Annotated in this window: 27 protein-coding genes and 1 riboswitch; of the genes, 14 read left to right on the top strand and 13 right to left on the bottom strand. The window is 42.9% G+C overall.

The genetic code is table 11. The features are described from left to right. Nucleotides 1–305: 305 nt before the first annotated feature. The 4 genes from FS736_RS15040 to FS736_RS15025 form a co-directional block, all read right to left on the bottom strand. Complete coding sequence (locus FS736_RS15040) at nt 306–1961, bottom strand: methyl-accepting chemotaxis protein (protein WP_144478699.1); 1656 nt, start codon at nt 1959–1961, stop codon at nt 306–308. A 23-nt stretch (nt 1962–1984) separates the two neighbouring features. Continuing rightward, complete coding sequence (locus FS736_RS15035; RefSeq protein WP_144478697.1) at nt 1985–2965, bottom strand: BMP family lipoprotein; 981 nt, start codon at nt 2963–2965, stop codon at nt 1985–1987. Between the two features lie 162 nt (nt 2966–3127). After that, entirely contained in the window at nt 3128–3784 is a 657-nt protein-coding gene (locus FS736_RS15030) for a potassium channel family protein (protein WP_144478695.1), read from the bottom strand. A 12-nt stretch (nt 3785–3796) separates the two neighbouring features. After that, the gene (locus FS736_RS15025) at nt 3797–5137 is read right to left on the bottom strand and encodes a TrkH family potassium uptake protein (RefSeq protein WP_144478693.1); all 1341 of its coding nucleotides are present in this window, start codon (nt 5135–5137) and stop codon (nt 3797–3799) included. Nucleotides 5138–5317: 180 nt separating this feature from the next. After that, a riboswitch (cyclic di-AMP (ydaO/yuaA leader) is annotated at nt 5318–5459 on the bottom strand. 284 nt (nt 5460–5743) lie between these two features. Between FS736_RS15025 and FS736_RS15020 the strand changes: the two genes are divergently transcribed. After that, nucleotides 5744–6637 (top strand): diacylglycerol/lipid kinase family protein, encoded by an 894-nt coding sequence (locus tag FS736_RS15020; protein WP_144478691.1) that lies wholly within the window; start codon nt 5744–5746, stop codon nt 6635–6637. Nucleotides 6638–6672: 35 nt separating this feature from the next. Here the strand turns inward: FS736_RS15020 and FS736_RS15015 are convergent, their stop codons facing one another. From FS736_RS15015 to FS736_RS25180, 7 genes are all read right to left on the bottom strand, one after another. Then, nucleotides 6673–8508, bottom strand: a complete 1836-nt coding sequence (locus tag FS736_RS15015; RefSeq protein WP_251665129.1) for a M6 family metalloprotease domain-containing protein — start codon at nt 8506–8508, stop codon at nt 6673–6675. Between the two features lie 1035 nt (nt 8509–9543). Continuing rightward, on the bottom strand, nt 9544–10320 hold the full coding sequence (locus FS736_RS15010) for a sulfite exporter TauE/SafE family protein (RefSeq protein ID WP_144478687.1): 777 nt from the start codon (nt 10318–10320) through the stop codon (nt 9544–9546). Between the two features lie 120 nt (nt 10321–10440). Next, on the bottom strand, nt 10441–10668 hold the full coding sequence (locus FS736_RS15005; protein WP_144478685.1) for a sulfurtransferase TusA family protein: 228 nt from the start codon (nt 10666–10668) through the stop codon (nt 10441–10443). A gap of 75 nt (nt 10669–10743) precedes the next feature. Further along, on the bottom strand, nt 10744–11865 hold the full coding sequence (locus tag FS736_RS15000; RefSeq protein ID WP_144478683.1) for an MBL fold metallo-hydrolase: 1122 nt from the start codon (nt 11863–11865) through the stop codon (nt 10744–10746). Nucleotides 11866–11906: 41 nt separating this feature from the next. Continuing rightward, entirely contained in the window at nt 11907–12485 is a 579-nt protein-coding gene (locus FS736_RS14995) for a sulfurtransferase TusA family protein (RefSeq protein ID WP_144478681.1), read from the bottom strand. A 27-nt stretch (nt 12486–12512) separates the two neighbouring features. Next, nucleotides 12513–12992 (bottom strand): DsrE/DsrF/DrsH-like family protein, encoded by a 480-nt coding sequence (locus FS736_RS14990; protein ID WP_144478679.1) that lies wholly within the window; start codon nt 12990–12992, stop codon nt 12513–12515. Between the two features lie 475 nt (nt 12993–13467). Next, the gene (locus FS736_RS25180) at nt 13468–13602 is read right to left on the bottom strand and encodes a hypothetical protein (RefSeq protein WP_260983616.1); all 135 of its coding nucleotides are present in this window, start codon (nt 13600–13602) and stop codon (nt 13468–13470) included. Between the two features lie 143 nt (nt 13603–13745). Here FS736_RS25180 and FS736_RS25175 point away from each other — a divergent pair, with 143 nt between their 5' ends. The 6 genes from FS736_RS25175 to FS736_RS14965 all read left to right on the top strand — a co-directional run bounded on the left by FS736_RS25175 (nt 13746) and on the right by FS736_RS14965 (nt 18742). Next, complete coding sequence (locus FS736_RS25175; protein WP_260983615.1) at nt 13746–13868, top strand: hypothetical protein; 123 nt, start codon at nt 13746–13748, stop codon at nt 13866–13868. A 222-nt stretch (nt 13869–14090) separates the two neighbouring features. Then, nucleotides 14091–15464, top strand: coding sequence for a cbb3-type cytochrome c oxidase subunit I (locus tag FS736_RS14985; RefSeq protein ID WP_144478677.1), 1374 nt, complete (start codon nt 14091–14093; stop codon nt 15462–15464). A gap of 15 nt (nt 15465–15479) precedes the next feature. Next, nucleotides 15480–16019 carry a cbb3-type cytochrome c oxidase subunit II gene (locus FS736_RS14980; RefSeq protein ID WP_144478675.1) on the top strand — a complete coding sequence of 180 codons (540 nt, stop codon included), beginning with the start codon at nt 15480–15482 and terminating at the stop codon, nt 16017–16019. Between the two features lie 89 nt (nt 16020–16108). After that, a complete protein-coding gene (locus FS736_RS14975) occupies nt 16109–16504 on the top strand; it encodes a c-type cytochrome (RefSeq protein ID WP_144478673.1) in 396 nt (131 codons plus the stop codon). A 16-nt stretch (nt 16505–16520) separates the two neighbouring features. After that, the gene (locus tag FS736_RS14970) at nt 16521–17132 is read left to right on the top strand and encodes a 4Fe-4S binding protein (RefSeq protein WP_144478671.1); all 612 of its coding nucleotides are present in this window, start codon (nt 16521–16523) and stop codon (nt 17130–17132) included. 29 nt (nt 17133–17161) lie between these two features. Further along, on the top strand, nt 17162–18742 hold the full coding sequence (locus FS736_RS14965; RefSeq protein WP_186326805.1) for a beta-propeller fold lactonase family protein: 1581 nt from the start codon (nt 17162–17164) through the stop codon (nt 18740–18742). 212 nt (nt 18743–18954) lie between these two features. On the opposite strand, the gene FS736_RS14960 is transcribed toward FS736_RS14965, so the two are convergent. After that, the gene (locus tag FS736_RS14960) at nt 18955–19857 is read right to left on the bottom strand and encodes a LysR family transcriptional regulator (RefSeq protein ID WP_144478667.1); all 903 of its coding nucleotides are present in this window, start codon (nt 19855–19857) and stop codon (nt 18955–18957) included. A gap of 40 nt (nt 19858–19897) precedes the next feature. On the opposite strand from FS736_RS14960, the gene FS736_RS14955 reads away from it, so the two are divergent. From FS736_RS14955 to FS736_RS14925, 7 genes are all read left to right on the top strand, one after another. After that, nucleotides 19898–20083 carry a hypothetical protein gene (locus FS736_RS14955; RefSeq protein WP_144478665.1) on the top strand — a complete coding sequence of 62 codons (186 nt, stop codon included), beginning with the start codon at nt 19898–19900 and terminating at the stop codon, nt 20081–20083. Between the two features lie 284 nt (nt 20084–20367). Continuing rightward, on the top strand, nt 20368–21081 hold the full coding sequence (locus FS736_RS14950; protein ID WP_144478663.1) for a cytochrome c biogenesis CcdA family protein: 714 nt from the start codon (nt 20368–20370) through the stop codon (nt 21079–21081). Nucleotides 21082–21126: 45 nt separating this feature from the next. Next, nucleotides 21127–21822 (top strand): response regulator transcription factor, encoded by a 696-nt coding sequence (locus FS736_RS14945; protein ID WP_260983614.1) that lies wholly within the window; start codon nt 21127–21129, stop codon nt 21820–21822. Continuing rightward, the gene (locus tag FS736_RS14940) at nt 21809–22876 is read left to right on the top strand and encodes a HAMP domain-containing sensor histidine kinase (RefSeq protein ID WP_144478661.1); all 1068 of its coding nucleotides are present in this window, start codon (nt 21809–21811) and stop codon (nt 22874–22876) included. Before FS736_RS14945 ends, FS736_RS14940 begins: the two co-directional genes overlap by 14 nt. A gap of 67 nt (nt 22877–22943) precedes the next feature. Then, a complete protein-coding gene (locus tag FS736_RS14935) occupies nt 22944–23357 on the top strand; it encodes an OsmC family protein (protein ID WP_144478659.1) in 414 nt (137 codons plus the stop codon). After that, nucleotides 23354–23965 carry a hypothetical protein gene (locus tag FS736_RS14930; protein ID WP_144478657.1) on the top strand — a complete coding sequence of 204 codons (612 nt, stop codon included), beginning with the start codon at nt 23354–23356 and terminating at the stop codon, nt 23963–23965. The genes FS736_RS14935 and FS736_RS14930 overlap by 4 nt, the downstream gene beginning before the upstream one ends. After that, a complete protein-coding gene (locus FS736_RS14925) occupies nt 23962–24549 on the top strand; it encodes a peroxiredoxin family protein (RefSeq protein ID WP_144478655.1) in 588 nt (195 codons plus the stop codon). Before FS736_RS14930 ends, FS736_RS14925 begins: the two co-directional genes overlap by 4 nt. A 34-nt stretch (nt 24550–24583) precedes the next feature. On the opposite strand, the gene FS736_RS24815 is transcribed toward FS736_RS14925, so the two are convergent. Next, the coding region (locus FS736_RS24815; RefSeq protein WP_222125076.1) for a hypothetical protein at nt 24584–24816 on the bottom strand (233 nt) is incomplete at its 5' end.

The raw sequence follows: 24816 nt of genomic DNA, 5'->3' as shown, positions 1-24816 counted from the left end.
TTATTTCTTTTATTTTATTATAGACTCATATATTGGAAACTGCATGTAAATTAAAGGGATCATATCACCGTCGGGAATCATTTATCATAATTTCCGCCATTTTATATGCAATGATTTACTGCGCAACTCATTATTTTGGCGATTTTTTCATTTTTTCGAACACTTTTTAGATTATTTCGACCAAATTTCCGGATATATCGACCACATTTTGGATTATTTCGACCACTTTTTCAAATAATTCGACCAAGTGTCCATTTTGCTCCATAAAAAAAGTACCACAGCTCCAGGCCATGATACTCTTATAATCATTTATTAAACTTAAAGATAGAAACAGATTCATTCAACTCATTGGTCAGTTTCCTCAAGTCTGTTACCTTTTTCGAAAGGTTGCCGAATGCCGATAATTGTTCCGTTGTGGAGGCTGAAATTTCTTCACTTCCAGCTGCTGTTTCTTCGACGACGGCACTGATGGATTCAACATTGTGCAGGACCTTGGCTCCCAGTTCCTTGGAGGCTTCCATTCCGCTTACAAGCTGGGTGATTTTTTCAGAGATGCCGCTGACTCTGGCTTCGATATTTTCAAAAGCTGACATTGTCAGGTTCATCGAATCCATTTGCTCATCAGCGATGGCGCCGCCTTTGTTCACAGCTTCTCCGATTTCATCTAGTCCAGTCTTCAACAGATTGACCATATCGAAAATTTGCGTTGTTGCGAGGTTTGACTCTTCAGCCAGCTTCCTGACCTCGGACGCAACGACCGCAAATCCTTTGCCCGCCTCTCCAGCCCTTGCAGCTTCGATCGCTGCATTCAACGCAAGCAGATTGGTCTGGGCTGCGATTGCCGAAACAGATTTGGCCATGTCTTCAATTTTAGCGGCATAACCAACAAACTTGCCCGTTGCTGTCTGGATGGAATAGGATGCCGCTTTGTTTTCTGTAATTAACACTTTTTGCCCTTCTATTGCTTTTCTGCCTTCTCCGATTGCTTCCACTGCTTCCTGGCTATATGAGGATGACTCCTGGCTGTAGTCCAGATTCAGCATGATTTCCTTATCCATGTCGTCAATCAGTTCGACGGATTGCTGCAGATCTTCCGAAACAGTTTGGGCACCTGCTGAAAGCTCATCCGTTGATACAGCTACCTGATTAGAAATCTCTGTCAGCGATACATTTTCCTGTTCAATTTCCGCTGCAAACTCTTCCACTTCTTTGCTTGTCCTATTCACCTTTTGCAGCAAGGAAGTCAATTGAGATGCCATCATGTCGAAGGACTCATTCAAAGTCCCCAGCTCATCCTTATGCTTGTATGGGACTTTTTCAATCATCAGGTTTCCTTTGGCGATTTCCTGGGCATTGATGGCAATCTGCTTCAATGGCCTTGTAATCGAACTCGTCAGCCTGATCCCGATTCCCCCGGCAACAACAACAAGCAGGATGCTGCCGATGATTGCCGAGAGGATTATGAATTGAATCTGGTTCTTCAAATCCTCCTGAAGATAATCGTAATAATCATTTACCTGGATATTCAAGAGGTACAGATCATTTAGGACGCCCTCACTGCGCAGCGATTGCCGCTTCACTTCGGCACTGATTTTATCATCAAGTGCCTTCTCAGCTTCGGACTTCAATGCATTGAACTTTTCAAAAGCTTTGTCCAACACTTTCTTGCTGTTTTCCTGCTGAATCAATCCTTCTGCCTGAGCAAAAATTTTAGAGGTCTTCTCCATTTTCGCTAATGCATCCTGCCTGTTCCCTTCGGTCGGACTGAAGGAAAAATTGCTTAGCGATTGTTTGGTTGCCGATGTTTCAGCCTCCAGGTTCTGAACGGTCAGCAGTACCTGTACATAATCTTGATTAGATGCCTGGACCATCAGCATTCTGTAAATGATAAAAGAAATCATCACAATCGATAAGCCAATGGCGAGCAATAAGTTCAATAATAATTTCTTTTTAATTGTCATGTCTGTTCCCCCAGTTGCAGCTGTTAATCTAGCTGAATTGAAACTTCATTTGTTGATAATTTCTCTTCCAAGTCTTTCAAGGTTTTTTCCTGTTCTGGACTCAGCTTGATGACCCGGATTGGTGCAAGCCCGACACCCTTTTCATTAATGCCCAGTTCGATTTGCCTTGATTTAAGCTTCTTCTCGGATTGGAACTCCTTAACTGCTTCATATAGTGCGATATCCACATTCTTCAGCATGGAAGTAATAATGGCCTTTTCGGCAAAAAAGTATTGGTCGCTATCTACACCGATCGCAAACTTTTTCCTCGCTTGCGCTTCCTTCAAGACACCTACTCCCGTAAAACCAGCGGCAGCATAAAGAACATCAGCACCTTCATCGATCATTCCTGCAGCAATCTTTCCTCCAAGGTCAGCATTGCCAAAATCCTCAGAGTAAGCGACCTTTATCTCAGCATCCGGCTTGACTGCTTTCACACCCTGCTCAAATCCCGATTTGAATTTGCGGATCAGCGGCACATCCGCACCGCCCACAAATCCGACGACCTTTGATTTGGTGGTCATCCCGGCAACCGCACCGGCCAGGAAGCTGCCCTGTTCTTCTTTAAAAGTAATCGATGTGATATTCTCCATTTCTGATACCGAATCCACCAGTATAAACTGTTGTTCCGGATATTTCTTTGCGACTTTTTCCAAATCCTCAAGAACCATGAAACCAAGCCCGATGACAAGATCATTTCCGTCTTCCACCAGCTCAGTAAACCCCTTTTCATAGCTGCCTGCTTCCTGCAGCTCACGATAATCAAAAAGAATATCCAATTCATCCCTTGCTTTTGTCAGTCCGGCAAACGCTGCATCACTAAAAGATTGATCGCCAAGTCCGACGTCAGACAACATGATGCCAATTTTAACCCTTTCCTTCGCCTTCAACTCTGTGTTGGCGCAGCCAGCAAGTCCCCCTGCGAGTAAAACTGCGATAAAAAATATATACATAATTCGTTTCATCTTGATGTCCTGCTCCCTTTTCAAGTAAATTTATATTTATTTCATCGGCCGCCGTCTATTTTTATTAATGCCAGAACAGAAAGTCTATTTTTTGTAAATTTTCAAAATAGTGAACGAATAAAAAAGCAGGCTGTCTTCTTCCCAGCCTGCCTCATACTGTCATTATTTAATTTTCGCGAATTTATGCAAGTCGCCATTTTCTCCCAGGACAATCAGAATATCCTCTGCTCGAAGTGTCTTCTCCGGATCTGGAGAAATATCTACCTTATTTGCTGTTTTGACGCCGATTACGGTAATATTGTATTTTGCACGGAGATTGATTTCAATCAGGTTTTTGCCTGCCATGCTCATTGGCAGCTTGATTTCCTCAATACTGTAATCATCTGAAAGCTCGATGAAATTCAATACATTCGGAGACGCCATCAGTTGATGGGCAACACGTTCCCCCATGTCCCGTTCAGGGAAGATGACTTTGTCAGCGCCAACCTTGAATAATACTTGTGCATGGTGTTTGTTGAGCGCTTTGGCCACGACATTGGAAACGCCCATTTCTTTTAAAATCAGAACGGTGAGGATACTTGCCTGGATATCATCGCCAATGGCCACGATGACCGTATCGAAGTTCCTGATCCCCACAGCCTTCAAGGTTTGTTCATCAGTTGAGTCTCCGATTACCGCATGTGTAACAAACTCTTTATATTCCTCAATATGCTGCTCGCTCTTATCAATCGCCAGCACTTCATTTCCTTCATAATACAGTGTTGTCGCTACACTGGACCCAAAACGCCCCATCCCGATTACTGCGTATTGCTTTGCCATAATATACTCCTCCTACCCAATCATCACTTTTCCAGCTGGATATCGATAATGGTCCTCTTTTCTTTTTTTGGCCACTGCATAAGCAAGTGTCAATGGACCAACCCGGCCCGCAAACATCGTAATAAGTATTAGAACTTTCCCGAATGAGGACAGCTCAGGGGTCAAGCCCATTGAAAGTCCTACAGTCGAGAACGCTGACACCACTTCAAAAAAGATCATAAGAAAATCTTTGCCCGGTTCAGTGATTGTTAACACCATTGTCATGGATATCACTAAGAAAATAGCAATAAGTGTAACCGTCAAAGACTTGGAAACGATGGAGAAATCCATCCTCCTTCCAAAGAAGGTCACATCTTCCCTGCCGCGGATTTGCGATTTGACAGCACCGATCAAGACGGCAAATGTGGTAGTCTTGATCCCCCCTCCCGTTGATCCGGGAGAAGCGCCGATAAACATCAGGAAGATGATCAAAAACAAGGTTGATTGTTTTAAATCAGGAATGCTTAAGGTATTTGAACCCGCAGTCCTTGGAGTGACAGCCTGATAAAATGCCCCGAAAATTTTACCAGCCGCTGATAAAGGCTTCAGGGTAGCAGGGTTATTATACTCCAGGATAAAAATCAGGAGAGCCCCGCCAACAACCAGAATACTTGAAACAGATAGTGCCATTTTCGAATGCAGGGACAAGCGGCGAGTGCTTCGATATTCGAATAGTTCATTCATTACAATGAACCCGATGCCTCCCAGGCTGATCAGTGACGTCACCGTAAGATTGACGATCGGGTCTTCAGCATAGGCAGTAAGGCCCCTGAAGCCTCCCATCAAGTCAAATCCGGCATTATTAAAGTTTGACACTGCGTGGAAGAAGCCGAAATAAATAGCTTTTCCCGCAGCCATATCCTGCGAAAACCTGAATGATAACAGGATTCCGCCGACAATCTCGGCAGTTGCTGTGAAAATCAGGATTCTTTTTACAAGCCTTACGACTCCTTCAACGGTCTCGTTGTTGAAAGACTCCTGGATGATCAATCTTTCTTTTAATGAGATTCTTTTCCCCAAGATGAATGCGAGCAATGTAGCAAAGCTCATAAATCCTAAACCGCCGACCTGGATCATCGACAGGATGACCACTTCTCCAAAGGCAGTAAAGGTGTCACCGGTATCCACGACAACCAGCCCTGTCACACATGTAGCCGATGTTGCAGTGAAAAATGCATCAAGCAGCGGAAGCCCCTTACCATCAGTTGTAGCAGAGGGCAGTGACAGCAGCAATGCCCCCAGCAGGATAATCGTCCCAAAACCTAAGACGAGTATCTTTGGAGGGTCCAGCTCAATAAACAATCTCCTACGCATGGTGTTTTCCTTCTTTCCTTAGTATGAGGAATTACGCGTCTAATATTTCCTGGCAGGGAGTTATGTTTAACTGGTTCAAGATATAGCCGGCATATCTAAAATCACGCAAAACAAAAAAGCCCCCGGAGGCTAAAAGATTTCAGCCTTGTGGACTTTTGAATAGTCGTCACACAAGCTTCATCTTCCTCTTCTGTAACGCTTGCGAAGTTAGCTGTCGGATTAGGACTCAGAATAGCCCTGCCTTTTGAAAAGGCTTCACCCCAAGTGGACGCATCCACAATATTGGTTCCCCCGCTCCTGCCGGATTCAGCGATTTAGAAATATGAAACTCATTCAGTTTTTTGTTCCAGAAATCTGAAACTGTTGTAATCATACTCCTCCGGATTTCGGTTGTAAACATGAAAAGGAACGCAAAAATGACTTATTTTATTCATTTCTTCCCAATAATGACATGAAATCAAGGACTTTCTCACTGAATCGCTGTTTTTCTTTGTTTTACACTTCCGTTAACTCATTAACACCTTTCTCCACACCTGTACGCGGTTTATAGCCGGGGAATTAAAGGTAAATAATAAGATTGTCAAAACAGTTTGGAGGTTGTTGCGGATGAAAGCGATGGTTATAGTGAATCCTTCTTCAGGTAAAGAAAAAGCGAATGATTATGCAGAAAAAATTGAAGAAACATTGCGAAACAATTATGAGGACATAGAGATCAGAAGAACGGAAAAAGAGGGAGATGCCGCTGCATTTGCCACCGAAGCATGCGTTGCTTTATATGATGCGGTCATCGCTATGGGCGGTGACGGAACCATCAATGAGGCCATCAATGGACTGGCCGAACAGGCACACCGGCCCGCTCTCGGCATAATACCGCTTGGGACAGTCAATGATTTTGCCAGGGCACTCAATATTCCGCTGGAACCTTATGAGGCCATCTCTATTTTAGAAGAGCAATATCTTCGTCCTGTTGATGTCGGAAAGGTCAATGAGTCTTATTTTGCCAATGTTCTTGCAGTTGGGGCGATCGCAGAAGCATCTTACAACGTAAGCGCCGAGCAAAAAACCAAACTTGGCCCACTGGCTTATTTTATGGAAGGTACAAAATCCTTCCTGAATGGCGAAGCTATTAAAATCAATGTTGAACACGAGGGAGGGAAATGGGAAGGCGAGACTTTCCTTTTGCTTACTGCCCTCACAAATTCTGTGGGCGGATTTGAGGCACTTGCCCCTGAGGCAGACGTGAATGATGGTAAATTCCACACTTTTATCATAAAAAAGTTATCCATCCCAAAAATCGCAACCCTCATCCCTTCACTTTTGAGAGGTGAATTGGAAGAAAGCAAGGAGGTCGAATATATACGAACCTCCTATCTGAATGTATCCTCCAACAAACCTCATGTGGTCAACATCGACGGAGAAGAAGGCGAGCCGCTTCCATTCAGTGCAAAAGTTCTTCCAGGACATCTGAATATTTTTGTACCGGTCATAAAGAAAACCTGAGCAGGGATTAACTCCTTGCTCAGGTTTTTTCAGCCTTATTTCACGCTTGAATTAACATTATAGAAAAATTTAGCTGTGATTGATCCATCTTTGTTTTCCTTGATGTTCGTCACGTGGATTCCAGAATCAGCAGGTGTATCACTTAAGCCTTTCCAGAAGTAGTAAGAACCAGAGTGTACATTTCCAGAAACAGGAGTGATCTTGCTGCCAGTCTTGAAGAAGTCACCAGCATCGCCGCGATTCATGTTCTTCTCAAGGTCATACAAACCATCTGCCTGAAGGACAGATAATCCATAGTGTGTTACCACATCACCATTGCTTGCCGTTTGTGACTGGTTGTACTGGAAGCGCTTGTTCATCCAGTTTTCAACATTATTCGGACGGAAACCAGCTGTCTGGTATAAGTTAATGACATTTTCATCCACATGCCATGCAACCAGACCATGGGCGTTTTCACCCTGACGGATCATACCTTTGTTAAAACCATCCTGTTGCATGTTTTCAAACAGGAAGTATTCAGTACCATTTGAACCCGGAACTTCCATTTTCACGATTCCATTGTCTGCCGTAGCTTTGTTTGCTGCAGGCAATGTTATTTCTCTTACTTCACCTGGCTTGACTTCGATTGGATTAGCCCATCCTAGGAAAACCTTTGAGAATGGATCGAAGTGTGTTGGTGAGTTGCCGCCGTACTCAGCTTTATTCGGATAGCGCATCCATGAGCCGCCTGCCATCATGGAATAGTTTCCTACACCTTCTGATGAGTAAAGTGTGTCGTAGAAATCAGGCAATCCTAAAGCATGTCCAAATTCGTGAGCATAAACACCAGTTTGTACTGGGAATGGTCCTGTTTTCGATTCTTCTTTATACGTGTTAGTCGCAGCATCGAAACCAGCTACGTTACCGCCGATACCTGGCTGGATGTTGTAGTTGTTAACGACTACTCCATCGTAGGTCATGTCTTCTTTGACTGTTCTGTCAATCCATGCGCCCTGGCTGATTCCTTCATATTGAGGTGCAGTCTTGCCAGTTTCATAATACTTTCCATAGTACAATGCACTTAGCAAGCTCCACTTATGAGACCAGAATTGCGCCGGGTCACGGCTGTATTCAGCGCCAGTACCTTCATGAACGACGAATACATTTGGAACTTCGCCATCTTCATTAGCGTATTTAGAGAAATCCACTTGATCATCTGCTGCTTTTAACAGGTCACGAATGAATTCGCCAGTATGAGCGTCACCGTTTACGTTTCCAAGCTTGTACACTCCGCCTTCAGCGTATGTGCCTTCCTGGTCAAGATAGTAAGAAGCTCCCCTTGGCAGCTCAACCCATACAAATTCAGTGTTCTCTTTGCGGATAAGGTTAGTTTTTCCGTAACTTGATTCCTTGTAAGCATTTTGCATCGTACGGTCTTTTGGAACATCTGGGCCATCATACTTTTGGAATTGCGGCAGCTCATAAGGATTATATTCACTTCCAAAAATTAAATCTTCATAGTAATGAGCTGGGACTTGACCCTTCATATCGCCAACCGGCTCATCTCCATCTTTGTACTTAGCCAAAATAACCAGTACCGGGATATCACCAGTTGCTTCCTTATATGCAACATGATTGTCACCAGGCTGCTGGAACTTTGCTCCAGTCTGGGCAATTTTCTCTGCAGGATCAACCTTGGAAATATCAATCCCTAATTCCTTAGCTCTATCAACAAGCTCAGGAGCTGCACCTACATGGTGAGCAAGACTTAGTTCATATTTACTTTGCGGCTTAACCGCGGAATCATTTGCACTGACTCCCGCAAAAACTGCGCTTCCTGCCAAAGCAAGGGATAACGCCGAAGTTGAAAGGACCTTTAACAATTCACTCACTCCCTATCAGAATGTTTCTATTTCCTAAATAATATAAAATATTCAGTATATTCTAAATAGGGATAACGGCTTATTTGATAGGTTTTCCGATGTGCCGAAAGGCTTAATTTCCAGATCCACCATATAAGTCATTATTATTCTTCCATAATAATCCATTAACAATATAAGAAAAAATCTGGCTAAGAGAGCTTCTTATCGTTTTTCTATTATGACTCTTTTCTTTTCTCTCCGAAAGCTATCAAATTACAACAGGGTTCTTGACAGTTTTGTGCCTTCCCTCTTAAAAATTGTCAAAATAACGATGGTTTCTTGACAGCTTCGAGCCTCCACTCTTGAAACCTGTCAGAATAAACACGGGTTCTTGACAACTTCGAGCCTCCCCACGTGAAACCTGTCAAAATTAACACGCTTTCTTGACAACTTCGAGCTTCCCCTCTCAAAACCTGTCAAAATAACGAAGGGTTCTTGACAGCTTCGAGCCTCCACTCTTAAAACCTGTCAAAATAACGAAGGGTTCTTGACAGCTTCGAGCCTCCACTCTTGAAACCTGTCAGAATAAACACGGGTTCTTGACAACTTCGAGCCTCCCCACGTGAAACCTGTCAAAATTAACACGCTTTCTTGACAACTTCGAGTCCCCACTCTTGAAACCTGTCAAAATTAACACGCTTTCTTGACAACTTCTAGCTTCCCCTCTTAAAACCTGTCAAAATAACGATGGTTTCTTGACAGCTTCGAGCCTCCCCTCGTGAAACCTGTCAGAATAAACACGCTTTCTTGACAACTTCGAGCCCCCACTCTTGAAACCTGTCAAAATTAACACGCTTTCTTGACAACTTCTAGCTTCCCCTCTCAAAACCTGTCAAAATAACGAAGGTTTCTTGACAGCTTCGAGCCTCCACTCTTAAAACCTGTCAAAATAACGAAGGGTTCTTGACAGCTTCGAGCCTCCACTCTTAAAACCTGTCAAAATAACCATCCAAACACACAACAAAAAGACTTCGCCGGGGGCGAAGTCTTTTCCATACATGAATTCTAAAGAATATCCATCCAGATTTTGATTGCTGTACCTAGGATCAGTACTGCAAGGATGTATTGAAGAACTTTTGTGTTTACTTTTTTACCAGCGGTTGCTCCCAGCGGTGAAGCGATCAGACTTGCTACAACCATGATGAGTGCCGGCCAGAAATCTACTTGGCCAGTGGCTATCTTACCTACTGTTGAACCGATTGATGAAATGAATGTGATTGCCAGTGAAGTGGCGATGGTCATCCTTGTTGGTATTTTCAGGACGACGAGCATGATTGGCACTAGCAGGAATGCTCCAGCTGCGCCGACGATACCGGCGCCAATTCCGACGATCAGGGCGAAAAATGCGGCAAGCCATTTGTTGAATGTTACCTGATCAAGCGGGATGTCATCGACGTTTTTCTTAGGGATGAACATCATGACTGCTGCAATCAAAGCAAGAATACCGTATACAAGGTTGATGCCGCCTTCTGACATGAAGCGGGAACCGTAACTTCCGATTAAGGAACCAACCAGGATCGATGCGCCCATGTAAATGATCAATGTTTTGTTCAGATATCCGCCTTTACGGTAAGCCCAGACACCGCCGATGGTCGCGAAGAAAACCTGGACAGCACTGATCCCTGAAACCTCATGTGCGCTGAATGCGGCAAGACCAAACAATGGCGGAATGTATAATAGCATTGGGTATTTAATGATTGAACCGCCAATTCCAACCATCCCGGAAATATAAGAACCGATAAAGCCAATTAAAAATATGACGATAAAAAATGATAAATCCATCAGGCTTCCTCCTTAATTTGAATCATTGTTTCGTATTTAATGCTTCTGTAATAGGTTAGTCGCGAAAAATAACCTTTTTATAACCAAAAGAAAAGGGAGACAAGCTCCCCCTTCGTTCAATTAGGCCTTCTTCATCCAGAACTTGAACACACCGTTTTCTTCTTCATGCTTCAGTAGTTCGTTTCCAGTTGATTGTGCCCAAGCTGCTAGATCTTTTACAGCGCCTTTATCAGTTGTATGGATTTCGAGTACGTCTCCGGATTGAAGGTCAGTGATGGCCTTCTTTGTTTTTACGATTGGCATTGGACATGCAAGTCCTTTTGCGTCTAATACTTTTGCTACGTTCATGTTAAAATCCTCCTTGGTTGTTTAGAAAGTTGTATTTTTCAATACTGGCCGGGGAGCAAAGCCCCCTTGCCAGATTTATCTTACCGCACAGCGGTTTGGTCCGATTTCCATTTCTCTTTGTTTCTCATCGTCTGGGTTGATTTTGCCCATATTTGTTTCACGGATTTCCTGGTATGCATTTGGCTGCGGTGGCAGGTTCTCCGTTACAAGTCTGCGGAATTCCGCTTCGTCTTCGATGTTCAAGCCATGGTTTTTCGCGAAAAGAGTACCTAATTTTTCAGATACACTGCCATCTTCGTTCAGCTCTTCGATGATCATGAAGTGTGCTGGAAGAACAACCAGGTCATCAGAAAGCTGCTTGTAGCGATTGTATAGTGAGTTTCTTAAATCTGCTACCCAGTCTTCTGCTTTACCAGCTAAGTCCGGACGACCAATTGAGTCAATGAATAGTATATCCCCTGACAGAAGATATTTTTCATCTACCACGAATGAAGTGGAACCAATTGTGTGGCCAGGTGTGTAAAGAGCGTTGATGTCGATGTTTGTTTCACCGATTTTAACGTTATTGCCATCTTCTAGAGGCTGGTAGTTGAATGTTACTTCATCAGCATCTTTTGGAGGCAGCCAGTATGTTGCACCTGTTGCTTCGGCAATTTTTCTGCCGCCAGAAATGTGGTCTGCGTGCAGATGTGTATCGAATACATGCTTGATTTCAACGCCAAGCTCTTTAGCGAAATCAAGATATACATCTGTCATTCTTGTTGCGTCGATCAAAGCAGCTTCCCCGTTTGAAACGACCGCGTAAGAAAGGCAGCCTTTTCCGATACGGACGAACTGGTACATGGATCCGCCATCTTTAAGCTCTCCAACCTTAACTGGCTCAAGGTGTTCACTCCATGCTTTCATTCCGCCTTGAAGATATGAAACTTCGCGGCCAGCCTCGTCAAGCATTTCAGCGACCATTACAGAAGATCCCTCTTTTGCACAGACAACAAGCACTTCTTTGTCAGTTGGCACCTGATCAAGTATTTCTTCTACTCCATCCAGAAGGTCGAAGTAAGGGATGTTCAAATGTTCGAAGTTTTCGCCTTCGATTTTCCAATCATTGAAGTCGCTCTCGTTACGGACATCAAGGATAAATAAAGGTTCTTTATTGAATACTTTTTTTGTTACTTCTTTAGACGTCATTGCTTTCATAGTGTACTTTACCTCCCTGGGTATGAATTTTTCTAAAAAAATTAATTAACTTTCGTTTCAGTTGGCCCGTTCCATTCGGACATGCCTGGTACAACATTCCAAACTTTCTTGAAGCCATTGCTAGCTAGTGCCTGGGATGCCATATCACTTCTGTTGCCTGTGCGGCAAACTACAAGGATTGTTTTGGATTTATCAAGTTCTCCCATCCGGTTTTCAAGATCCCCGAAAGGAACTGAGACCGCATTTGGAATATGTCCAAATGCATATTCAGCTGGTTCCCTAACATCCAGTACAAGAACATCTTCGTTTGCTTCCAGCTTCTTAAGAACATCTTCGTTGGAAACAATGTTCTCGAATTTTGTTTCTTCCTGTTCTTCACCTGAACCGCCTTTGCGGATGTAGTGCTTTAGAACATCGCCTTCTTCAATTGTTCCAAGGTATTGGTTGCCAGAGCTTTTAGACCATGCCTGGATATCTGCCCTTGAACCTTTATCCGTTGCGAGCACTTCTAAAACCTCGCCCGGATTCAAATTGTTGATTGCTTTTTTCGTTCTGACAATCGGCATTGGGCATGCAAGCCCTTTTGCATCGACTGTAGCATTTGTCTTAACAGTTTCCATTTGTCGACCTCCAATTAATAATATCTATTAGATGAACAGGTTGACGTTGCCGTTTTCAGCATCAGCCAGATACGCTGCTACACCAGCAAATTCGACACCTTCCATGATTTCCTCTTGTTTTAGACCAAATAAGTCTACTGTCATCTGGCAGGCAACAAGTTTTACATCCTGTTCTTTAGCCATATCAATCAAGTCTGGAAGCGGCATTGCATTATGCTTCTTCATGACATCCTTAATCATCTTAGGGCCAAAGCCTGCATAGTTCATTTTTGACAATCCCAATTTGTTCGCACCTCTTGGCATCATCTTGGCAAACATCTTTTCAATGAAACCTTTGTCAGCCTGGATCGGCTCATCTTTACGCAGTGCGTTCAATCCCCAGAAAGTGTGGAAAATTGTCACTTCATGATCATAAGCAGCTGCACCATTGGCAATGATATAAGCAGCCATGACTTTGTCATAATCTCCACTGAATAAAATGATTGTCGTTTTTTTCTGTTCTCCCATTATCTAACTCCCTCTCTTTAATTACGGTAATGGGTATTTTAAACGGCAAAAAATAAAATATGTTTTCTAACGTGATAACGTTGTTAAATACCTCACAGGGTATATAATATAAAAGATTCATCCCATTGTCAACCGTAATTATGAATTTTTTATGACTTTTTTTCTTTTAGGAATGCTTCAAGCAAATTATGGCCGTTCTCAACACGGATACATTCATCTTATGCACGACTCAGCAAAAGTTGATTAATGTTTCTATGATTATATTGAAAAAACAAAGTAAAAGCTCATTGTGCCGATTATTTCTATTTAATAGAAGAAAGTAGTTTCCTGATATAAAGATAAGTTAGTTTACTGGTATAAAATGAAAAGGATTGTGAGTTCATCAGAAGGAATTTATGCGGAAAATAAATAAAACCAAAGCCCGGTGTGAAGAATCTTTCAATTAGCAGATTGTAAAGATTGTGATCCTGGCTTTTTAGTCTTCGTCAAGCATTCTATATTTAACACTTTCATCGTAAAGTCCGTTTTTCTTGCTCCATGCCCAGATGATTCCTGCTGAAGCGGTGAATGCGAACATGACGATTAGTAAAATCCATGCTCCCGGTGCCATTCCTACACCCCCTTTTTTAAAATCATCATCACTATCGAATTACTCTAACAGAAATTCCATAAACCGTCCAGAGTATATTTAAGGGGTTGTAAAAAAAAATCTATCGGATTACAATGTGGTCAAATAATGAAGGAGGTACAAAAATGGACCATCAATCCCTTGGCTTTTTCTTCGATTTCTTCTATTACATCGGAGTGCCCATCCTGATTATCTTCATCCTTGATACACTTCGTAAAAAGAATAATAAAAAAGAAGAACAAAACTAAAACTTCCCAAACAGAGCGAATAAATTCGTTCTGTTTTTTTTTGCCATAATTGTTAAAAAACGCTGTGATTTTACCAGTTAGTTAGCAAGTATAAAACAATTGGATAACACTATAAAAAAGTTGAATAACTTTATTTCTTGTTGAGATGTATCATGTAACATAGCAGATTGTGAAGAAAATGTGAAATATTTGTGGTTATTTTATGAACAAGGGAGTGTCAAAATGTTTACAGACGAAAAATGGAGTTCTTCCAAGAATTGGTTCATCGCTGCTGTTTTTTGGATCATCATCGGCATGAGTATGGGACTTCTTACTGCAACAAAACAAATCTGGCCAGAATTGTTGAACAATCGCTGGACAACATACGGGCATGTTCGCTCTGCGCATGTAATGCTCGTCATCTATGCTTGGTTATCTATGGCATATGTAGGATCAATGTTCTACATGATTCCAAAGCTTGCAAAAACAAAGGTTTACAGCGAAAAGCTGGGAAACTTCGCACTAGTATTTTATAACATTGTCATTTTAGAAGGTTTCTTCGCATTGCTATTCGGACAGACATCGGTCATCGAGTACGGCGAATTCCCGCTATGGGTTGACGTTCAACTCCTTGTCGCAATCGGGCTAGTTGCTTATAACCTTTTCAAGACGGTTGGACAAAGAACAGAAAAAATGCTTTACGTCAGCCTTTGGTACTTCCTCGGCTCATTGCTGTGGCTGCCATTGACATGGATTGTCGGAAACTTCCCGGCACAATGGATTCCAAGTGGCGTCCAGCAAGGTTTGATGGGCTGGTTCCTGGGACATAACGCAATCGGTCTCTGGATGACGACAGTCGGTGTCGGACAGATTTACTACCTGCTTCCTAAACTGACAGGACGTCCTTTATACAGTCACCAGCTTTCCATGATTGGATTCTGGGCAATTGCTACATTCTATGTTTGGAATGGTCCTCACCATTTGATGAATGGTCCAATTCCAAGCTGGATTTCAAAAGCAGGTGTCATTCCTTCAATCGTTCTATTGATACCGGTTTGGGCCGTATTGGCTAACTTCTGGGGTACGATGAAAGGTTCATGGTCACAGACAAGGACGAGCGTACCGCTCCGCTTCACAATGGCTGGTACGATTTTCTACCTTTTCGCATGTCTTCAGGGGCCACTGCAAGCCCTTCCATCCGTAAGTTCAGTCATTAAGTTCACGCACTGGACAGTCGGGCATGCACATATGGGACCATTCGGCGCGTTTTCGTTCACATCGTTCGCAGCTATCTATTACATTCTGCCTAAAATCGTTGGCCGCGAAATGTTCAGCAAGAGAGCAATGGAAGCACACTTCTGGTTCTCTACTGTCGGTTTCCTTGTCTTCGCATTCTCATTATGGATTGCAGGTGTCGTCCAGGGATTCGCCTGGATCGAAGGTGTACCATTCCTGCAAACTGTCTTGATGATGGAACCGTACGTACAAGGCCGCGCAATTGGCGGAACGATGATGTATGTAGCCCAGTTCTTCCTTGCATGGAATATGTATAAGACTATTAAACTTGCAAAACTTGAGAAAAAACAGCAAGCACAGCAGCAAGCTGCTACTGCTTAATGAGGAGGGAACACGTTGGAACGTAAACCATCAGCTGTATTAATCGTTGCATTGATTTTATGGATGTTCGGCGTAGCCGGAACGGTCATCCTTCCCCTCTTCGACCAGGAAATCAACTCTGCGACTGCAAGCGGTGAACTCCGCAACTATCCAGAGGATTCTGCTGAAGCAAGAGGACGAGATGTTTATATCCAGAACGGCTGCCAGACATGCCATACACAATTTGTCAGGGCGTTGCCTGCCGATACGAACCAAAACCTTGGACCAGTATCCCAGGGCGGCGACTACAAATATGATTTACCACATCTTTTAGGTTCTAACCGTACTGGCCCGGATTTAATGTGGGTTGGCTTGAAATACAACGAAGACTGGCAGCGCCAGCACTTGATTGATCCTCAATCAACGAGCCCTGGTTCTATCATGCCATCCTTCGATTACCTGACCAATCAGGAACTGGATGACCTTGTTGCTTACTTGATGAGCCTCAAGCCAACTGAAGAAAGATTGGAAGAGTACCAGAAAGAGCGGGAAGAAGCAAAAATCAAGGGACAATAATTAAAAATTCATTAATTGCTCATCGCCTTGAACCCCAGCGATTTAAGGCGATGAGTTCCTATAACAGCATTAAAAGGCAGGTGTAAATCATGAAAAAAGAATATCAGCAACATGAAAGCAAACATGAGGATATTGTCTCCGGTATTAAAATTGAACATAACAAGGTGCCGAAACTCCTTGTAGCTGTATTTTATGTTGTGGCCATCTGGGCGATTGGGTATGCGATCTTCATGCCTGGAAAGCTTGCAGTCGAGCCTGCGGCGGCTCCACAGGATAACAAGGGAGAGCTTATTTTCACTGGAACTTGCCTGAATTGCCATGCTACGGGTGCTGCCCCTGACTTAAAGGGTGTTACAGACAGGATGTCGGAAGAGGACATTAAAAATGTCATCAAAAAAGGCCGCAACACGATGCCGGCAATCGGACATCTTTACACAGAAAAAGAAATCGACAAGGTATATGAATACTTAGAGGATTACAGATAAGGAAAGGAGGATTTACGTGGGTAAAACAATAACTAGATGGGCATTTTTTATCATTATTTTCACATTGCCGTTGTGGAATGGTTTCCGGATGGATATCGACAACGAAAAGCTTTTCTTGTTCGGCTTCCAATTATCCTATGAAGCTGGCTATTTATTTTTCGTTTTCTTATTCTTGTTCCTGATGGCTTTCCTCGCACTGTCAATGATCGTGTACAGGGCTTTTTGCCAGTATGCATGCCCGCATAATACCTTCAGCATGCTTTTGAACAAAATCGAATCGAAGTTAGGTGACAAAGGCAAAGCAGTTACATTTCTGCTCGCTTTGGTTGTCAGCATCTTCATGGCTTACTCGACTGTGAGTTACTTCTACAACCCAATGACAATCTGGGAGTCACTCGTCAACTTCAAAATGGATAAATACTTCTTCCTTGTCACTTCTACTGCTGTTCTATATACAGCATTATCTTACAAGGCAAGAAACTCTTTTTGTAAAGTCTGCCCATACGGACTTGCCCAGGGCATTTCACGTGTGGATGACAAAACAAAATGGCTTACACATCCTGGCGTATGGATTACATGGGGTACAACAGCAGCCCTTGTACTAGTCCTGCTTGTTGGATGGTTCTAATCAAAATTCAAAGCGAGGTGAAAATTCATATGAATAAGATTTTAAAACTATCTGCATTCGCTTTACTGGCCGTCTCACTTACCGCATGTTCTGAGGCCGCAGTTAAAGATACATCACTTGATGATAAAAACAGCAAGGAACTTCCTCCACTCCATGAAGACTATTCTTCTAACTGGTGGAAAGACCAGCCGAACGGAAACGCAGACTCCAATAAGGACTGGGATGGAGAAGGCTGGATCCTCTCAGCGAACGAAGTTAGTAATGGGGTGGCCATTGCTGACATCAAAACGGGGAATCCGGTAAAATATATCCAAAGCTCAGGTACACCGCACCACATCCATTTGAACAAGGACCAGACTTGGGCATTTGCGACACAGCGTTATGGAACTAGCGTCTTAGCGATCAATATGGAAACTTTAGAGTCTCATAATATTGATTTCCCTGGCTTCGAAAAGCCTCCTGCGCCACAGCACATGACCTTATCTCATGACGGCAAATACGCCTTCACTTCATTGAATGGTGTAGAAGCAGTCGGAATGATTGATGCAAAAACAGCTAAACTCGTTAAGGTGTTTAAAAATGTCGGTAAAAAGCCAAGGGATTTGAACGTCACTCCTGATGGAAAAAAACTCTTTGTCAGCTTGCAGGCAGAACCATTTATCACTGTTATCGATATTGATACCGGGGAAATGAGACACCTTGAACGGACAGAAACAGACTATGGCAAAGGGACAGGTTCCGGCCTTGATATGTCAAATGACGGAAAATATGTTGCAGTTGCAAACACTGCTGATAATGAAGTTGCGGTTTATGACGCTAAAACAGAAAAGCTTTTAAAGAAATTTGGAGATATCCCTAAACCAGTTAACTTAAGCTTTATGGGCAATACGCATGATTTGGTTACAGGCAATCGTAATGATGGGTCAATTTCAATCATTGATACTGATAAGCTAAAGTTCATCAAGACAGTAAAAACTGGAGCCGGTACGAACATTGCATACCTTGGTCCAGACGGGTACTGGTATACTTCGCAAAACGGTGCTGGCTTCTTGACAGTCCTTGATCCAAAGGATAATTACAAAATTGTCAGGAAGATCTGGGGAGTACAGAATATTCACTGGCTGTCATGGAGTCCGGACGGAAGCATGATGTTTGGATCTAACTGGGGCGACAAAACGCTCACAAAAATTGACTTAACGAAAAAGAAGGATTTCAGACAGACAATTCCTGTTGGGTTGAATCCAAACGGCATCGCACTTAAAACAAATGTTCCAAAAGATCAGATTCTGGCTTATCAAAAAGGCAATGAGGAGGAAGCAAACAGAATCAAAAAAGCTTCTACCCTTGTATTCCCTGAGCCAAAAGATGTTAATGAGGAAGCATTCCTCGGAACATGCCTGCAGTGCCATGATATCGGCCGAATCATGAAGAATTCAAGCAAAGGCGCCGAACAGTGGACATCTGTTGTGGACCGGATGGCTGGTAATGGAGCAAAGATGACAGATGAACAAAGACAGCAGATCATCGATTATCTTGCATCTGATGCACACAAGGCCCTTAAGATCCAAACCGAGCTTGAACTGGAGATAGCAGAACAAAATAAAAAATAAAGGCTCTTTTCTCCAACTTTGTTGCTATTGACTACTAAGTTGGATTGAATGACCTAGTTTTCTTTATAAAATTCAAGCTTATTATGAGAAAAGAGCTTGCACACTTAAAAACGAACTGCAAAATTGCTTATAGCACGTTAAAATCGGCTTTAAGATTTTAACAACAATCTTTACGAAAACAGCCAAAATAAAAGAAAAATCCTAATGCCCTTTTAACAAGAAGCATTAGGATTTTCATCTAGATTTCTAATAAAGTTCCATACTCTTTCATGGAGACTTGACTTGAACTGTTTATCCTTCCTTAACAGGTAGAATGGACGGGAACGGTCCCTGTCTATAAAATGACTGACAATGAGCTGCCTGGATTGAACCTCCGGACAGATGGCCAGCTTGGAAAAGATTGCGACGCCAAGACCATTCTTCACCCCTTCCTTGATGAGCGTATTACTGTTATAAACAAGGACGGACTTGGGTTCGATGTTCAGGCATCTCCATAAATCAAGCGTAGCCTGTCTCATAGCGCAGCCTGGTTCGCGGATCAGCCAGGTCATTTCTTCTAGTCTTTCAGGATCCTGGTTTTCCGGATTAACTCTGAGCTGCGGGGACACGCCCAGAACGAGCAGGTCATCATAGAATTCATGGGAAATAAAATCATAGCGTCCAGCTTGTCCCTCAACAAGAGCAAGGTCAATTTCGGATGCATAAAGCAAATCGGTTATTTCAACCGAAGTACCGATTGTGACCTGGATTTGATGGCTCGCTATATCAGGGTTCAATTTTATAATATCCTGGATCATTTTGGATATAAGGCATTCACCAATTGTATTGCTGCAGCCAATTTTGATTGTTTCGCTTGAATTCCCTTCAGCAAGCAGGCTTTCCAGTTTATCATTTAACGCCAGCAGCTGCTGGCCATGCTCATACAGGGTTTTGCCTGCCTCTGACAGCCTTATTTTACGGTTGGCCCTTATGAACAACTGCTTATTGTAGTAGGTCTCCAGCTGGCTGATTTGATGGCTGACTGCAGGCTGCGAAAGGTTCAGCATCTTCCCCGCCTGGGAGAAGCTTTCATATTTTGCAGCCGCTATGAATGTCTTAAGATGTTCAAGATTCAATATGATCGCACCCCTTTACTAATAGATTGGAGGGAATAAAATGAAGAAATTAGATATCGCCGTTACAGTTATCGTATTATCTGTATTTATTTTTGGTTTAATGTACTTCACAAAAGACGATTCAATTAGCTATCGTGATGTAAAATTTGAAATCGCGTCGATGGTCATTTTATCATCCGTATCACTGTTCACTTATTTCGGGATTAGAAGAAATTTAAATCATTAATTGGCATTATACCACACAGGGTTTAAATGTGGAGATAAAAAAACATAAGGATAAAACCTGGGAGCTCTCCTGGGTTTTATTTTTTTTACCCAGACAGTATACTAACAAGCGAGCGGGATTATAAATTGGTTTACATTTGAGAGAGAAAAAAATTGAAAGTCACACTCAGTCATTATACAATATATTACGTTATATACCAATAGGGGTATAATAGGGAGTTCTTCTTCATTAATCCTTAACAAAGACAACCCAATATAGTTTATAGAAAAGGAGTGAATATAAATATGTTAGATATCGGTTTATTTTTTGCTTTTACCGCCGGGATTTTATCATTTTTCTCACCATGCGTGTTCCCTCTCCTCCCTGCTTACATAACTCATTTAACAGGAGGCAAAATTGAGGGGTCAAAGGTCGCAGTCGACCGGGCAACACTTTTCACCCGTTCATTCGGATTTATCATCGGTTTTAGTATAATTTTTATTGTCATGGGGGCTTCGGCATCATTCCTGGGACAGGTTTTCGCAAATTACAGGACAATCGTCATGCAGATTGCCGGTTTACTGATCATCATTTTCGGATTGCAGATGGCAGGTTTGCTGAATATTAAATTCCTGATGATGGAGAAAAAGGTCCATTCTGAAACAAAATCAAAGGGCGCTTTCGGTTCTGTCTTTCTAGGAATGGCGTTTGCAAGCGGATGGTCACCTTGTGTAGGATTGGCACTATCATCCATCTTGCTGCTGGCCAGTTCATCCGATACTTTATATCAGGGAATGTACCTGCTGACTTCTTACTCTCTTGGAATGGCCGTGCCTTTCCTGGTCATTTCTTTCGTCATTTCCTATTCATTAAAAGCAATCAAGAAGATCAATAAATATCTGTCTAAGCTCGCACTCGTAAATGGTATGATTATGGTAGGCATGGGCTTTCTGGTCCTGTCAGGCCAGATGCAGAAAATCAGTGCATGGCTGTCAGCTTACAGTTTATTTGGATTCTGATTTTAAAAGGATCCACCTTAATGCCTGAAGGAGTGACTTATTTTTGTGAAGAAAGAACTGATCGGCAAAAGTGTATTGGTAGTCGAAGACGATCCCAAAATAAGGACGCTTGTCAAAATCTATTTAACGAATGAGGGCTATGAGGTTCTCGAAGCGGACAATGGAATTGACGCCCAGGAGATGATTGAAAAATATGACCCTTGCATCCTTATACTAGACCTGATGCTTCCCGGCAAAAGCGGAGAAGAAATATGCCGCTGGCTGCGGAACGATTTGGAAAGCATGATGCCTGTCATCATGTTGACAGCAAAAGCTTCGGAAAAGAGCCGGATTGAAGGCTTTAAGCTTGGCGCTGACGACTATGTGGTAAAACCATTCAGTCCGGCCGAGCTGATGGTCCGGATTGAAGCGGTGTTACGAAGGACGGCAAGCAGATGCGGGAAACTGACTTTTACAGGTCTTACCCTCAAACCGGCAAAAGGCCAGGCGCTGGTTGATGGGGAAACACTCGACTTGACAAATTTTGAGTTCAGGCTTCTCCATATGTTCATGCAGCATCCTGGACAAATTCTTTCGCGGACGCAAATACTCGATACCATTTATGAAAATAACGAAAAGGCCGTGACGGAGCGGACAATCGATGTACATATCAAGAATCTCCGTGAGAAAATCAAAGAAAAAACGCCGAAGGATTATATTCAGACAGTAAGAGGAATGGGGTATAAATTTGCGGCGAATTAAAAGCATCACGAACTTGTTGTTATCGAAGCTGGTAGCGGTCAACAGTATTGTCATTCTGCTGGTCATCATGCTGGCAGGAATATCTGTAAAAGACTATGCCTGCTTCCTCGTCAATCATGAACAAGTGACCGGGCAGCAGCTCGTTGAAACCCTGAATTCATTCCTGATCAAAGTAAGCATCATCGCTTTCATCGCCGCCGGGCTTTTGCATTATTTTTCGGTAAAAAGAATTGTGAATCCAGTTAAGGCGATGGCTGCTGCCGCAATTCAGGTGAAAACAGGAACAATCCCTTCGAAGATTGATGTACAGGCAGGCGGTGAACTTGGCGAACTCGTAACAAATTTCAATGCCATGACCGAAACCCTATCGGTTGTCCAAACAAGGCGTGAAGAAATGTTAAGGGATATCGCCCATGAATTAAGGACTCCGCTGACGAATATCAATGGGTATCTAGAAGCTCTTCACAGCGGTGTATTGGAAGGTGAACAGGAACTTTTCGGGTCTCTTCTCGAAGAATCCAGACGGATCACAAGAATTGTCGATTTGATTGCTGAGCTTGATGCATGGAGCCAGGAGTCCCATTTACCCGAAAAACAATTCGAGGAAATCGATATGAAACAAGCATTGGCTGAATCACTTGCAGCGTTCCACCTGAAGCTATCAGGCAGGTTCGAGACATTGAGCCAGCAAATCGAACACGCTCCTGTTCTTGGACATAAAGACGGCTTGAAACAAGTTCTGTCCAATCTGCTGCAAAATATTATCGATTATGATACTGGCGGGCATCTTGCCATAGTGGGACAGCGTATTGATGCAGAATACAGAGTGACTTTTTCCCATGAAGGTACCTATATTGACCCGGAAAATAAAGAGCTGATTTTCGAACGGTTTTACAGGCTTGAAGAATCCCGCAGCACGAAAGCGGAGGGGGCCGGCCTCGGCCTGGCGATCGCCAAAAGTATCATGAATGCCCATCAGGGACATATTGGCCTTGAGACAGATGGGCATAATCACTCATTTTGGATCAGGCTCCCCCTCCATTCCGTTTCTTAATCAATCCTTAACAATACGATTACATACTGGACTGAAAAGTAGTTTTCGAATTAAAGGAGCGATTTTGATGGAATTCACTTATTATAATGAGAAACTTATCGGACAGATGGAATATGGTTTCCTTCCAATATCCCCGAACGCAGAAATGGGATACAGACCTATGGAACTGTTCGTATCCTCCTTGACTGGCTGCAGTACTTCGGTGCTGGCAAATATTCTGGACAAGAAGAGAATAGACTATAAAAGAATCGACGTTAATGTGTCAGCAGTCAGGAATCCAGAAGAGGCAAACCGGATTGAACGGTTGACATTCGATGTTGCCGTGCAGACCGACACATTGGATAAGGCGAAGCAAGCTGAGAAGATTGCCGCCCTTGTCCTGAAAAATTGCGGCATGATTCAATCGGTCATTGGAAGCATCGACATCAGATACCAGATTGAATTCACGTCAGACCAGCCCAAAAAAGGTGATGTTGCTTGAATTATATAACGATTGGCAGATTCACGGTGCCAGCAGATTTGCTCGCGGCGTTTGCTGCCATATTTATCGGTGCCCTGATCTACCGGGCAAGGGAAAAAAAGAGCATAGGTGATTGGTATTGGAACAGCTTTTTCATATACATAGCCATCTACAAACTGAGCTATGTCGTTTTCAATTTCAAGATGTTCCTTGACACCCCCTTCTCCCTTCTCTATTTTAACGGTGGCACAGAAGGCCAGATCCTTGGTTTTGCAGGAATTGCGGCCTATTTATATTGGATTGCAAGGAAAAAGGAAAGCATGGTCAAAGTGACCGAGTATCTTCCGGCTTATTTCCTTTTCTTTTTGCTCTATTGGACCGGACTATTCGCATTTTCAGAGGAGTTCATCGCTGCTGGAGTGCAGGCACTAATGGCGTTGATCTTTGGAGTGTTTTATTTTAAAAGAATGGAGCTTTCGAAGGAATATGCTATATTATTCTTGATGCTTGAAGCACTCGTTCTCAGTCTTTTTTCGAATTTGCTTTCAGCGGAAAACCTGCTGATCTTTGCACTTGGAATTTACTTGCTAGTATTTCAGGGTTTAAATAAGGAGGAATTACAGCATTGAATAAAAATCTTTTATCATTCGCGATTTTAGCATTGGCTGTCGTCATTTTGGTCGTGAATATCTGGAAACCAGGTTCGACCGAGAGCGAAAAGAAAACAACAGCACCGACTGAGGAAGCCGTAGAAACAACTGAAGATATCCCGGGCGCTAAGCTGTCTTCATTAAGGGAAGGCGCTGAAGCACCTGATTTTGAATTGAAAACCCTGAGAGGAGAGACAGTCAAGCTGTCCGATTACCGCGGCAAAAGAGTGATCCTGAACTTCTGGGCGACATGGTGCCCTCCATGTAAGGCCGAAATGCCTCATATGCAAAATTTTCATGAAGAATATAACGATCAGGGCGTAGAAATCCTAGCTGTCAATTTGACCAACATGGACAAAGGCGTCGAAGAAGTGCAAAAATTCGTTGATGAATATGGCTTAACCTTTACCATCCCTTTGGATGAGGCAGGAAACGCAGGAACAACCTATCAGGCCTTCACCATCCCAACCAGCTACATCCTCGATGAAAAAGGCGTCATAACAAAGAAAATTGTCGGACCGATGGATGAAAAAATGATGAAGGAACTTACAGGGGTAAAATAATAGAAAGTCACGGCTCAGGCCGTGACTTTTTTGTTTATGATGGACAGAATTCAGGAAGCGAACAGCAAAAGTGTCCGTCATCAAGCCTATGATGGACAGAAATAAGAAAACATTCAGCAAAAGTGGCCGTCATCTTGTTATATTGTAGGCGATGCTCTGGCTTGAAAGGTCTTTTTGGACATCTTGGCGCTGCCCCGCCTTCGAAATGTCCATTAAATCCTCTTTCTTGGACATTTTGGCGCTGCTCCGCCTTCGAAATGTCCATTA

The organism is Cytobacillus oceanisediminis 2691, from assembly GCF_007678455.1.
Classification (GTDB): Bacteria; Bacillota; Bacilli; order Bacillales; family Cytobacillaceae; genus Mesobacillus; species Mesobacillus oceanisediminis_A.
The sequence above is the reverse complement of the archived record's forward strand: the minus strand, read 5'-3'. Positions and strand labels throughout refer to the sequence as shown.